At 45.7% G+C, this 12,904-nt stretch carries 15 protein-coding genes; 9 read left to right on the top strand and 6 right to left on the bottom strand.

Going from position 1 to position 12,904, the window contains the following annotated elements:
* Positions 1 to 252: 252 nt before the first annotated feature.
* Positions 253 to 390, top strand: coding sequence for a helix-turn-helix transcriptional regulator (locus tag H8S02_RS11245; protein ID WP_186970591.1), 138 nt, complete (start codon positions 253 to 255; stop codon positions 388 to 390).
* Positions 391 to 615: 225 nt separating this feature from the next.
* Here H8S02_RS11245 and H8S02_RS12720 read toward each other — a convergent pair whose 3' ends face one another.
* The 6 genes from H8S02_RS12720 to H8S02_RS11215 all read right to left on the bottom strand — a co-directional run bounded on the left by H8S02_RS12720 (position 616) and on the right by H8S02_RS11215 (position 5,656).
* Entirely contained in the window at positions 616 to 1,215 is a 600-nt protein-coding gene (locus tag H8S02_RS12720) for a response regulator transcription factor (RefSeq protein WP_009243057.1), read from the bottom strand.
* A complete protein-coding gene (locus H8S02_RS11235; RefSeq protein ID WP_186970590.1) occupies positions 1,196 to 2,500 on the bottom strand; it encodes a sensor histidine kinase in 1,305 nt (434 codons plus the stop codon). Before H8S02_RS11235 ends, H8S02_RS12720 begins: the two co-directional genes overlap by 20 nt.
* A gap of 32 nt (positions 2,501 to 2,532) precedes the next feature.
* A complete protein-coding gene (locus tag H8S02_RS11230; RefSeq protein WP_118306842.1) occupies positions 2,533 to 3,180 on the bottom strand; it encodes a hypothetical protein in 648 nt (215 codons plus the stop codon).
* Entirely contained in the window at positions 3,171 to 3,875 is a 705-nt protein-coding gene (locus H8S02_RS11225; protein WP_024726894.1) for a hypothetical protein, read from the bottom strand. Before H8S02_RS11225 ends, H8S02_RS11230 begins: the two co-directional genes overlap by 10 nt.
* Positions 3,868 to 4,569 carry an ABC transporter ATP-binding protein gene (locus H8S02_RS11220; RefSeq protein WP_009321444.1) on the bottom strand — a complete coding sequence of 234 codons (702 nt, stop codon included), beginning with the start codon at positions 4,567 to 4,569 and terminating at the stop codon, positions 3,868 to 3,870. The genes H8S02_RS11225 and H8S02_RS11220 overlap by 8 nt, the downstream gene beginning before the upstream one ends.
* 121 nt (positions 4,570 to 4,690) lie before the next feature.
* A complete protein-coding gene (locus H8S02_RS11215) occupies positions 4,691 to 5,656 on the bottom strand; it encodes a DUF6076 domain-containing protein (RefSeq protein ID WP_456236878.1) in 966 nt (321 codons plus the stop codon).
* 377 nt (positions 5,657 to 6,033) lie between these two features.
* Here H8S02_RS11215 and H8S02_RS11210 point away from each other — a divergent pair, with 377 nt between their 5' ends.
* From H8S02_RS11210 to H8S02_RS11175, 8 genes are all read left to right on the top strand, one after another.
* On the top strand, positions 6,034 to 6,264 hold the full coding sequence (locus H8S02_RS11210; RefSeq protein ID WP_004614947.1) for a helix-turn-helix domain-containing protein: 231 nt from the start codon (positions 6,034 to 6,036) through the stop codon (positions 6,262 to 6,264).
* 139 nt (positions 6,265 to 6,403) lie between these two features.
* Positions 6,404 to 6,607, top strand: a complete 204-nt coding sequence (locus H8S02_RS11205; RefSeq protein ID WP_118141915.1) for a hypothetical protein — start codon at positions 6,404 to 6,406, stop codon at positions 6,605 to 6,607.
* Positions 6,608 to 6,893: 286 nt separating this feature from the next.
* The gene (locus H8S02_RS11200; RefSeq protein ID WP_173729253.1) at positions 6,894 to 7,211 is read left to right on the top strand and encodes a DUF3847 domain-containing protein; all 318 of its coding nucleotides are present in this window, start codon (positions 6,894 to 6,896) and stop codon (positions 7,209 to 7,211) included.
* 2 nt (positions 7,212 to 7,213) lie between these two features.
* Positions 7,214 to 8,686 carry a MobQ family relaxase gene (gene mobQ, locus H8S02_RS11195; protein ID WP_079746603.1) on the top strand — a complete coding sequence of 491 codons (1,473 nt, stop codon included), beginning with the start codon at positions 7,214 to 7,216 and terminating at the stop codon, positions 8,684 to 8,686.
* A 47-nt stretch (positions 8,687 to 8,733) separates the two neighbouring features.
* Complete coding sequence (locus H8S02_RS11190; protein WP_025491719.1) at positions 8,734 to 9,474, top strand: CHC2 zinc finger domain-containing protein; 741 nt, start codon at positions 8,734 to 8,736, stop codon at positions 9,472 to 9,474.
* The gene (locus tag H8S02_RS11185) at positions 9,359 to 10,699 is read left to right on the top strand and encodes a virulence-associated E family protein (protein WP_118306844.1); all 1,341 of its coding nucleotides are present in this window, start codon (positions 9,359 to 9,361) and stop codon (positions 10,697 to 10,699) included. Before H8S02_RS11190 ends, H8S02_RS11185 begins: the two co-directional genes overlap by 116 nt.
* Positions 10,700 to 10,969: 270 nt before the next feature.
* Positions 10,970 to 11,155 (top strand): hypothetical protein, encoded by a 186-nt coding sequence (locus H8S02_RS11180; RefSeq protein WP_004614956.1) that lies wholly within the window; start codon positions 10,970 to 10,972, stop codon positions 11,153 to 11,155.
* 38 nt (positions 11,156 to 11,193) lie between these two features.
* Positions 11,194 to 12,885, top strand: coding sequence for a recombinase family protein (locus tag H8S02_RS11175; protein WP_243166510.1), 1,692 nt, complete (start codon positions 11,194 to 11,196; stop codon positions 12,883 to 12,885).
* Positions 12,886 to 12,904: the final 19 nt, after the last annotated feature.

Below are 12,904 nucleotides of genomic sequence, written 5' to 3'. Positions count from 1 at the left end.
CCTCCTTTTACGATTTATTTACGAAAAACGGGGTTGTTCCCCGTGGTGGTTTTCCTCCGCATATGCGTTCAAACCTCTTGTGTTGTTTTCATTATAGCACGATGCTTTCATATTGTAAAGCGTGAAAAGCACACTTTCCTGACATCTGTCCCTCTCTCGGCGCGGTGACTCTCCGCAGCGCAGGTTGCTCTTTTCGCGTGTTCCTGTTATGCTGTGATCAGAGAAAAAATCAACACGAAAAGGAGCATGAATATGGACAATTATGTTACCGGCGCGGCGATCCGCACGCTGCGCGAAAAGCAGCATCTGACGCAGCTTCAGCTCGCCGAGCAGATCAGCGTCAGCGACAAAACAGTTTCCAAATGGGAGACCGGAGTTTCCCATAGTTAAAGATACCACACCCAATATCACAAACTCACGCTTAAACAATATTCCTTAGTCAACCACATACAATAACAAATACAAAAAAGCTGGAAGCAGACTTAATTTTGCTCCCGGCTTTTCTTTATTGTTTTGATGAAGTCGTTCAATGATACTTGTTTTTGCTATCTGCTTACATAATGTGCATACTTGTCACTTGTGTTCTGATATATCTGTCCCTCTTATTGCCTAAACTCATATTAAGGGTGTGATATATCCAAGTGCAATAGCCTTGTTATAGGCTTCGATAGCATTTTTAGCCCCCAGCTTATCATAGATGCTTTGGATATGGTTGTAAAGTGTCCGTTCACTGATATACAGTTCTTGCGCTATTTCATGCTTTGTTTTCCCTGTTCCAATCGCCTTAATAATTTCCGCTTCACGATCTGTCAGGGGATCTAATAAAGGGGGCGTAGTGGACTTGTGACCTTTACTAATAGCTGTGAGTTTTTTTACCAACTCGTCAGCAGAAGCAGACTTATCAATATAACTTACGGCGCCTTTTTTAAGTGCCTCCTGTCTATAAACTGGCATATCATAAGAGGATAGCATAACCACCTTTATTTTTGGCTTTTTACTATATATCGTTTCTATCAGATCAATGCCAGAACTTTTTGACTGCTCTCTTAGGTTGACATCAAGTAATACAATGTCCCATTCGTCTACGGAAAGAATATTCCAAAACTCTGTTTCATTACTTACATAGCGACAGATAGAGATTTCATCCCAATCTTCCAGAAGTTTGCTTAAACTCTCTCCAAATATCCTGTGATCATCAAATAGTAATATCTTCATTTTTTCTCCCCAAAACTGCCGTTGCAGTTAAAATACCATCTTTCTCTAAATACTGAATGTTACCACCATTCCCATTTATCAACACCGTCAAGAACAGCATACCACCTTTGGAAGAAAGAATATTTTCAATGTCATTTGGTTTCGCTCCATCATTTTGACAGGTAATTACGAGTCTACTTTCTTCATTTAGCGCGATTTCCAAATGAATAAAAGTAGCGGCAGCGTGTTTATAAACATTGTTGACAAGTTCTTTGATTATCTGCATAGTCTGTTCCAAACTGTTATCTTTTTTCAAAGCAATCCTTGCTTCGCTGTCAATCGTGAAATCTACAAGTATATTCTTCTTTGGGTACAGCTTCTTAATCGCGTCAAGCATATATCCGATATGTTCCCATGAAGCATACCCCGAAAAGATATTAGAGGAATAGAAATTCATCATATTTCTTACCCGCAATTCCAAATCAGACAATATCCTTTTTGTTTCATCAACATCTGGTGAGCGAAGCGACAGGAGATTTTTGGCACCTCCAATGTCTTGAAGCACATCGTTATGAAGCAGTCTTGAGAAATCTTCCCTCTCATTTGCAATATAGTTCGTTAATTCATAATACTTTGTCAACTCCTTGTAACGGGCCTCCATGTCGCCAAGATGAATGACAGCAAAAGCCTCAAATAAAAGCATTATAAGCTGAAAAAATACATTGACTTGTAGGGTGGACAAATCAAAGCAATAAAGTACGACTGTAAACAAGGGAATCATAAGAGCGAGGACATATCTTGCTTTCCTCTGGGCAATCGGAAGAATATTAACCTGTTTCAAATTTATATATCTATAATCAAGGAAAATTCCCATGAACATTCCAACTAACATGGTTATAGCAGGGAGAATTTGGAAACCAAAAAACGACAGTATGATAGCTGCAATTCCAAACAGCAAGCGAACCATTTTACCCCGGCTTGCGTCAGTTCTTACCAGCATTATTCCGATAATCAATGCAAAAAACAGAAATGCACCCATGTATAAGGTGGAAAATCCATCATACATCAGCGCCGCAATAAAGGAAACAGAAAGCAGGTTCCAGCCACATTCAGATATTGTTGCCTTTCGCCGTGATGTCATTACATGAAGATAGAGCAGATTGAAATAACAAAGCAAGACGGCAATCGACAATAAGTTGATGGCTCCGTCATTCGCAATTCCTTTATGTGTTCTATCCAATATAACCCATAAAGTCACAATACCCGCATGAAGAAACAGATACGGATAGAAGCGTTTATCCTGCATAGCCCCCCTCCTTTCAGCTAAAATTCATTATGTTAGTAATATGATGATACGATCCGTTCTTTAGTCATCAGACATAAACCACACGCAGTCAAAACTATTATACTCACTGGAGAAAATAGTAGCAACACCCACACATTATTCGTTTTCATAAATATCCCACATTTTAAGACAACCAGCAAAATATGAAGCAGTGTTGCAAAGATAGGAATACTCTTAAACCAGTTCATATTTCTAATCCAGAGAATCAAAACATTTATAAATGCCGAATACAATATGCTAAGGATCAGAAAATAGGTGCTTAATAACAAGATAAGGTTTGGCAGGCGAATGGAAATCATCAAAAGTAGAGGAAACAAAAGGATCAGCGTTCCAATCCATAGTGATAGCAGATTCTCCTTAACAATACTTGAGATTTTAATACCATTAGCAAGTTTCCATTCTATTCTCTTTGTGATTTTTTCTTGCTGCAACATATCCTTGCTTATTTCTCCGGCAAAAAAGATAAATAAGCACAGGTATCCATCAAGCATAAAATACTTTATATCAACACCAAATACAATGTTCTCTGAAATATCCCCAAAGTTCATCAGAAAGATCATGCCGAAGATAGCTGCTACCGCACTCATAAATATATAATTCCAGTTCAATACCCTTTTAAGGTTTAAGGTTATCAAACCCATTCGCCATCCCTCCTGATAACTGTTTCGTTGCTCATGTGCCGAGCCTTAAAGAAACTTAATAGTGCAAACATCATGCAAAGTGCAACATCAACCACAATAATCAAATAGTCAATTCCTATATGATGTTGATTCACAAACTCTGTAATTCGTTCTGCCGACATCGCAATCAAATAAACCAGTGCAAAATTACCAAAGAACAGAACATTTTTGAACAGTTTTACTCGTTTTACATCCAGTACAATGATATTCAAAGCGACAATCTCACAAAAACTAAGTACAAGAATACTAAGATAAACGCATACGATCCGCCCAAAGCTCATTGTCCAGTCGGTAAAGTAATAGCAACTCATAAAAACAAAGAACGGGATAATACCAGAAAATCGGAAAATCTGTATCGAATACTGTTTTATAATCTCTTTTACCGCAATTCCAGAAGCTGCAAAAAATTCAACTCTCCGGCTTAACTTATCCTTTGCTGTCAAATCTACAATCATAGCACCGGATTGCAGGGAGGTAAGACCAAAAATAACCGCATAGAGCATTAGGACTAAATAATCTTCTCCCTTAGACTGCAAGGCGTCCATCTGCATTGCAAAGCTCATAAAAATCGCCAGAATGGCAACAATCGCAGTATCAATTAGGAGGCTTTTACTTCTGGTAAGATAGTAGCCTGCGCCTTTTCCCATGTTACTCATGCCGATTGCCCTCCTTAATAAAGATTTCTTCCAATGATTGTCCTTGCATTTCTTGAATACCCTTATCAAACAGCAATCTGCCATTTTTAATCATAGATACATCATCAGCGCACTTTTCAATCTCGCTAAGGTCATGTGAAGTGATAATAACCGTTTTTCCGTCAGCTTTTAGAGCCTCTATCAAACTACGGATTTCTACTCTGGATATGGGGTCTACACCCGATGTTGGTTCATCCATGAGCAGAATATCCCGTCCCATCATAATCACAATCAAAAGGGACAGTTTTCTTTTCATTCCTTTAGAATAAGTGCTAACACGCTTTCCTAAATGCTCGGTCAATCCTAATTGCGTACAATAACTGTCTGAACGATCATTTATTTCAAATCCAAAGTATTTCCCAAAAATTCTCAAATTTTCAAGACCAGTCTGTTCTTCATACAGATAGTCATTTTCAAGCTCCATTGCATATTTCCCTGCAATGTTGATTGTCCCTGCATTTGGCTGGTATACCCCTGTAATCAAGCGTAGCAGTGTTGTCTTTCCAGAACCGTTCGGGCCAATAATCGCATGGATTGTATTTGCTTTTACATTCAGGCTAAAATTCTCAAACAAAACTCTGCCACCAAAACCTTTTTTTAAGTTCTTTACTTCAATCGCATTTTGAATCTCAGACATATTTTTTGCTCCTTTCATTTGGTGCTCCACCATATAGGTATAGTGTATAAAACGAAGAAGCATTTTGCATGAGTAATTACTGCAATTTCGATACTGCCATCAGGCAAATGTCACAGAAACCTCACAACGAGAAAAAAATTTAGTATTCTGTCAGTTCCACAATTACATTACTTTGCAGATACAGCCAGTCCGTAAATTCTTTCGGGCTGGCTGTTCCTGTTTTTACAGCCTTTTTTCTCTGCAAGGCTTCTTTCTTAAAGTCGGAAAAGGCAACCTGTATTTTTTCCAGACGGTCAGCCGGAAAGCCTGCGGTATTCTTTACTCGGTTTATTTTGTTGCGCCAGTTCTGGCATTCATTTTTATAAAGCAGGTCATAGTTGTTTTCTCTTGCCCTCTCGTCAAATTCCCGTTTGTTCTGAAGCGCCTGTGCTTTTCGGCACTTATCGCTGCACAGCTCATACCGCTGGCTCTTTGCCAGAAAATATTTTCCACAAACCTTGCACCGCCGGAAGCAAAGCCCCCAGTCATTTAGCCTGTTCAGATAATAGGTAATCAACGGGTAGAGGGAGGCATAGGCAGACACACATTCTTCTGTGCGACGGTTGTCCGGGAACCAGAGGTCAAGCCGGGTATCTTCTGATGGTGCGCCTTTGAAATAAAGGCTGCCAGCTTGAAAATGTTTCGGTTTTCCTGTCTCCCTGTCAAAGGTCATGGCTTCGTTATGGAATACCCCGGTCAGGCTGCTCATTTTATCCATGAAGCGGTCACAGGCAGCGTTACGGTCACGGGGTTCTCTGGCAAGCAGATAGCTGTTCCAGATACGGAACGCCACATACATTTTCAGAGGGTCGTTGCTAAGATATTTTCCCCAGAGAAATTCGCTTGCCGCCTGCTCCAGCTCCGGCTGTTTCCATCGGTTGGAGTGGAGGGCTTGCCGCAGTGGAGAAAGCCCGTATAAGTTCCAATCTCTGTCCGTGTCACGCTCAAAGTTTATCAAAAAATTTCCCAGCGGGCGTGTCATATCACAAAGCACCTCTGCGTTTTGGCTCCCGTTCAGCCGGAAGCGGATCTGCTGTTCTTCCCCAATCAAAATCCGCTCTTTCATTTTCTTCCTGTCCAGCGTCAGGACAAATAAAATCCTCTCAAAACATGGCTCATGCCGTATAAACTGATTCTCCATCCCTATCTCCTGCCTTTTCTTATGGTAATTATATAATTTAGCTATATTCATTACACTCATGGTATCGCAGAAACATTGTTTTGTCAAGGATAGTCCGCTATGATGATTGCAGTTGGTAATTTCGTGCAACACAGTACCTTGACAAGTGAATGACCGTCCAAAAGGGATATGACCGGCAGGAGAAGTGACGCATCCGGCGCACCAATGCAGGGAAACACCGCAGGAATGGGGCAGGAAAACGGCTTTTGGGGAGAACGGCAGCAGGAAGCATTTTAACCTATTTGATTTATGGGAGGAACAGAATGAACGATAAAAAGAGATTGAACAGCTACGAGGATTTACCGCTGGTTCTGGATGTGGCGGACATTCAGCGGATTATGGGAATTTCAAGAGCGAGCGCCTATGAGCTGGTACACACACCCGGCTTTCCGGCGTTCCGCAGGGGCAGGCTTATCAAGGTCAGCAAGATTGCTTTCTTTGAATGGATGGCAAAAGGCTCCGAAACCGTACCGAGAAGTGACAAAAAAGCGTGAGGTATTATCCCCTGACTGCAATACTGCCGCACTTTCCAAAGGGGCATACAGAAGGAAAAACCTTAAAAATGATACCGAAACGCTACACCAAAACAGCCTATCTGCGTACATCAGATAGAAACGGAGAAAGGAGCCGGTTATGGCAAGAATGAGCAACAAGCGGCGGCTGGAATGGTCTTTCTTCTTAAATGACCGCAGCCGTATCACTTACAACGAACTGTGCCGGAAATGCCAGCACGAATGTAAACAGAGCTTCCGGGCGGTTGTGGTTGACTGCCCGAAGTATCTTTCCAAGCGTTCCAAGAAAAAGGACAAGACTGCCGGAAACGGCAAAATCCATTAGGAACTAAGGGCGCACTTCTATACATAGTCTAAAGACCATGTATCGTGCGTCCTGCGGAGCTTACCTCTGTCGCTGATAAAATCAGCAATCCGAGGGCTGCGTTCGCTTCGCTCCGACAAGGTGGCTACACCCCCTTGCGCCGCTAAAGCGGCTATCCCCTGTGTACCCGCCGAAAAGAGAAATCCGCTCTGCGGTTTTCCCTTTTCATCGGGTTTTATAGAAGCACTGACACACAGACTGTCTGCGGATGGTCTTTCTTTATCTTATAAGCAAAGGATGTGAGAACATGGAAAAATCTTTGGAACAGTTGAAGCAGGAATATGAAAAAACAACTGTCCTGCTGGAACGGGAAAAACGGAAAATGCAGCGTTTGAAAAACCGGCAGGCGTATCTGGAAAGCGGTTCCCGGAAACAGAGGACGCACCGGCTGATTACCCGTGGGGCAGCTATTGAGAGCATTGCACCACAGACAAAGGAGCTATCCGAAGCGGAATTTTATTCCCTCATGGAAAACATTTTGAATCTGCCGCAGGCGGAGCATTTCATCCGGTCTGCCACAGAGAACCACGCCCGTATTTCCGGGCAGGAGAAAGGCGGTGACTAAGGATAGCACTTTATCATTTTTCAATCGCACAGATAAAGCGCAGCGCCGGTCAGAGCGCCATTGCCAGCGCAGCCTACCGAGCCGGGGAGCGTCTTTACAGCAGCTACTATGGAGAAGTCAGCGATTACACCAAAAAGGGCGGCGTGATTGCTTCGGAAATCATGCTGCCGCCCCATGCGCCGGAAATATATCTTGACCGGGCGACCCTCTGGAATGCTGTGGAGAGCTGCGAGAAACATCCAAAAGCACAGCTTGCCTATTCCTTTGATATTGCCATGCAGAATGAATTGACACTGGAAGAAAACATGGAACTGGCGAGGAAGTTCGTGCAGGAGCAGTTTGTGGCAAAAGGCATGATTGCCGACCTTGCTTTTCACAGCCCGGAGAAAGAGGACGGCGGCATCCCTAACCCGCATTTCCATGTGATGACAACCATGCGCCCTTTGAACCCGGATGGCACATGGGGGCAAAAACAGCGGCGGGAATATCTTCTTGATGAAGATGGAAACCGAATCCGGGATAAAAATGGCGATTATATGTTTAATGCTGTCCACACAACAGACTGGCACGAGCCGGAAACGCTGGAACACTGGCGGGAGCAGTGGGCGGCTGCCGTTAATACAAAATTTGAGGAAAAAGGGCTGGATGTGCGTATCGACCACCGTTCCTATGTGCGGCAGGGGCTTGACCTGATACCTACTGTCCACGAGGGAGCTAATGTCCGGCAGATGGAAGCAAAGGGCATCCGCACCGAGAAAGGGGAACTGAACCGCTGGATTAAAGCCACCAACCGGCTCATGCAGGATGTGAGGAAGAAGATCAAAGCCCTGTTTGTCTGGATGGCAGAGGTAAAAGAAGAACTTTCCAAACCCCAGACACCGAGCCTTGCCGACCTGCTGATTGCTTATTACAACCAGCGCAACGCAGGGGCATGGAGCAATAAAGCCAGAACCGGAAACTTAAAGCAGTTTGCCGAAGCCGTCAATTATCTGACGGAAAACAAGCTGCTCACATTAGAGGATTTGCAGGAGCGTCTTTCCTCTGTCAGTGAAGAATTTGAAGCATTAAGCGGCTCCATGAAAAAGAAATCTGCCCGGATAAAGGAATTGCAGGAATTGATACGGGAGGGCGAGAATTACCAGCGGCTAAAACCTGTCCATACGGAATTGAACAATATCAAGTTTAAGAAACAGAGGGAGAAATTTGAAACATCACACGATGCGGAGTTACGGCTGTTTTATGCCGCCCGCCGTATTCTGAAAGAAAAACTGGACGGAAAACCCATTGCCCTGAAAGCATGGAAACAGGAATACGCACAGTTAAAAACAGAGTATGCCGAACTGTCTCCGCAGCACAAGCCACTCCGGGAGGAAGTGATACGGCTGCGGCAGGTGCAGAACGCCGTAGATACCGCACTGCGCCGGAGAGAGCAGCCACAGGAAGTACAGAGAAAGAAACACGAGATGGAGCTATGACATAACCGGCAGCTTTACCGTTACCGGCATTTTTATGGAGGGAGCATTTGAATGTATTTGAAGCGGTGAAACAGTCTGTTACCACCCGGCAGGCTGCTTCATTCTATGGAATCCGGGTGGGAAGAAACGGCATGGTCTGCTGTCCATTCCACAATGACCGCACGCCCAGCATGAAAGTGGACAGCCGCTTTTACTGCTTCGGCTGCGGGGCTTCCGGGGATGTGATCGACTTTGCCGCTTTGCTGCATGGATTGGGGAAACGGGAAGCTGCGGTCAGGCTTGCGGAGGACTTCGGCGTTTCCTATGAGAAATCCGGCAATGCGCCGCCAGATAGGAAGCGTCACAACAGGTCACAGCCCCGACAAAAATCAGCGGAGCAGAGATTTCGGGAAACGGAACGGTATTGTTTCCGGGTGCTGTGCGATTATCTGCGCCTGCTGGAGCATTGGAAAACAGCATACGCCCCACAGCCGCAGGATGCCATCTGGCATCCTCTTTTTGTGGAAGCGTTGCAGAGGATAAGCTACACAGAATACCTTTTGGATATTTTGTTATACGGAGAAATAGAAGAAAAAGCGGCATTGATCGCCGCACAGGGAAAGGAGGTGCTGCGGCTTGAACAGCGAATTTCAGAGCTTGCCGCCGGAAACGCAGGAAGCGGTCAAAAGGACGATGGACACAATGGAACCGGCGCAAACACCGGCAGAAATCCGGGAAACATTAGAGGGGACGCAGAAAGGCGGTGTGAAGAACAGCATCCGAAACTGCCTGACGGTGTTCCAGCGTGACCCTCTGTTTCGTGGGGCGCTGCGCCTGAACCTTTTGACGGAGCAGATTGACATTGTGAAGCCGCTGGGCTGGGAGCGCACCAGTACCACGCTGACCGACATGGACATGAACTACCTGCTTTTGTATCTGGAAGAAAACTACGGGCTTACCAGCGAGAAAAAGGTGCAGAGCGCCATCAAGATTGTTGCCAATGAAAACCGCTACCATCCGGTCAGGGATTACCTGAACAGCCTGCAATGGGATGGCACAGAGCGCATCCGTTACGCCCTGCATCACTTTCTGGGAGCCGATACGGACGAATACACTTATGAAGCCTTGAAACTGTTCCTGATGGGAGCCATCCGGCGGGTATTCAGACCGGGGAGCAAGTTTGAGGTCATGCTCTGTCTGGTTGGTGGTCAGGGAGCCGGGAAATCCACCTTTTTCCGGCTGCTGGCAGGCAGGGACGAATGGTTTTCAGACGATTTGAAAAAGCTGGACGATGAAAATGTGTACCGCAAGCTGCAAGGGCATTGGATTATCGAGATGTCGGAGATGATTGCCACAGCCAACGCCAAGAGTATTGAGGAAATCAAGTCATTCTTAAGCCGCCAGAAAGAAACCTACAAAGTGCCGTATGAGACACATCCGGCAGACCGGCTGCGGCAATGTGTATTTGGAGGGACGACCAACCGGCAGGACTTTTTGCCCCGTGACCGCACCGGCAACCGGCGCTTTCTCCCCGTGACGGTGTACCCGGAACGGGCGGAGGTTCACATACTGGACGATGAAGCGGCGGCGAGGGCGTATATCGAACAGATGTGGGCGGAAGCCATGACGGTTTATCGCAGTGGGAAGTATAAGCTGTCATTCAGCATGGAAATGAACCGATACCTGAACGCCCACCAGCAGGACTTTATGCAGGAAGACACACAGGCCGGCATGATCTACGCCTATTTGGAGGACTACACCGGCGACAGGGTATGTTCCAAGCAGCTTTATGAGGAAGCGCTGGGGAACTTAAATTCCCCGGCAGACTGGGAGACACGGGCAATCTGCGAGATTATGAATACCGGCATTGCGGGCGGCATCATACAGGGCTGGGTAGCCTACAAAAGCCCGAAGCGGTATAAGAAATACGGTTCTCAAAAAGGCTGGGAGCGTGTCAACCAAGCTCCGCCGGAGGGGGACGGTTTTCGAGAAATCACGGAAGAAGAAGCCCGGCAAATGGAACTGCCATTCTGAAAAGCCACCGGTTGACAGTTTGGTTGACGCTTCGGTTGACAGCCGGTTGACGGGGAAAAGCCTGATATTTGGGGCATTTCTCCCCTTTGTCAACCATGTCAACCAAGAAATTAAAGAAAAAGTAAAAAGTAATCATAGAGTGCCTATGGATTGTTTTCAAAGTCTTTTCTGCCGGTTGACACGGTTCGGTTGACATGGAGACAGTCTGCGGCTGTACACCTGCCTGACATTCCCTTGTCGGGCATATTTCATTTATGGAGGTAACTGCCTATGGCAAAAAACAAAAACGAGAGCAATAACAAAAACAGCGGCACCCTGCTTACCGAAAAAGACGGCACCCAGTATTTTGTCATGGGGAAAGTCCGTATCAAGGTATCGGAGCATTTCGCACAGGATGGGAAGCCGCTTGACAGCCTACTGGAAGATGTGATCCAGCACGCTGCCGCCGCTTCCTGAAAAAATACGGAATAACGACTGTCAATCAGCCCACGCTTATGATATACTTGTATCAGCGAGTATTGTATAAGCGTGGGTTGTTTCTTTTAGAAGGAGGATTTTTAACCGTGAAACAACCATACAATACAACGATTTATAACACTGCACTATATTTGAGATTGAGCCGTGACGATGAATTACAGGGGGAAAGCGGCAGTATCCAGACCCAGCGCATGATGCTTAGACAGTATGCCGCAGAGCATGGGCTGACCGTTGTAGACGAGTACATTGACGACGGATGGAGTGGGACAAATTTCGAGCGTCCAAGTTTCCAAAGGATGATTGATGACATCGAAGACGGGAAAATCAACTGCGTTGTCACAAAGGACTTATCCCGTCTGGGAAGAAACTATATCCTGACCGGTCAGTACACGGAAATCTATTTCCCCAGCAAGGGAGTACGCTACATTGCCATCAATGACAATGTGGACACCATCAACGGAGAAAGCGAGCTTGCACCGTTCTTAAACATCCTGAATGAAATGCACGCCCGACAGACCAGCAAAAAGGTCAAGGCTGCCATGCACACAAGATTTGCCAATGGCGCACACTATGGAGCCTATGCACCGCTGGGCTATGTAAAAGACCCGGACAAAAAAGGTCATCTTCTGATCGACCCGGAAACACGCTGGATTGTAGAGAAGATTTTTGACCTTGCTGTACACGGGCGTGGAGCCGCCAGCATTACACGGATTCTGGTGGAGGAAAAAGTACCTACCCCCGGCTGGCTGAACTATGAAAGATACGGGACTTTCGCCAATATCTACGCCGGTGCGCCCGCAGAAAAAGCCTATGCGTGGACGATTGCACAGGTCAAGAGCATTTTGAAAGAGGAAACCTACATCGGTCACAGCGTTCACAACAAGCAGAGCAACATTTCATTCAAGAACAAGAAAAAGGTGCGGAAGCCGCAGGAAGAATGGTATCGTGTGGAAAATACCCACGAAGCCATCATTTCCGAAGAAGTGTTCCAAAAAGTTCAAGAGCTGATTGCAAGCAGACGCAGGAAACGCAGAAACGGTACGACACAGATTTTCGCAGGATTGATAAAATGTGCAGACTGCGGATGGTCTTTAGCCTATGGGGAAAACAAGCAGAACAAAAACCCATACGGGTACTACCATTGCAGCAAGAACGGACAGGGATTACGCCAGTGTTCCATGCACTATATCCGCTATGATGTACTGTATGCCTATGTGCTTGTAAGACTGCAATACTGGTCTATGCTGGCACAGAAAGATGAGGACAAGCTGCTGAAACGGCTGCTCAATGTCAGCGACAGGGAAAGGAACTCTGCGAAGAAAAAGCAGGCTGCGGAGCTGAAAAAGGCAGAGAAGCGTAAAGCCGAGGTTGACGGGCTGTTTGCTAAAATGTATGAGGACTGGTCTGCCGGACGCATAACCGAGTATAACTTCAATATGCTGTCCGAGAAGTACCAGAACGAGCAAAAGGAACTTGAAACAAAAATAAGACAGCTTCACGAAACGATGGAAGCCGCCGTACAGACCGCAGCGGATGCTGAAAAGTGGATTGCCCTAATGAAACAGTATGTCAACCCTGTGGAGCTGACCGCCGAACTTCTGAACACTCTAATTGAAAAAATAACCGTCCACGAAGCTGTCAAGGGCGAGGACGGAAGTCGTGAGCAGGAAGTAGAAATCTACTACCGCTTCATCGGCAAAATCGACTGACCTTTCTTTTTTACCCAAC

The organism is Agathobaculum hominis, assembly GCF_014288055.1.
In the GTDB taxonomy this organism is placed as follows: domain Bacteria; phylum Bacillota; class Clostridia; order Oscillospirales; family Butyricicoccaceae; genus Agathobaculum; species Agathobaculum hominis.
Note: the sequence above shows the minus strand (reverse complement) of the source record. Positions and strands in the feature narration are given on the sequence as shown.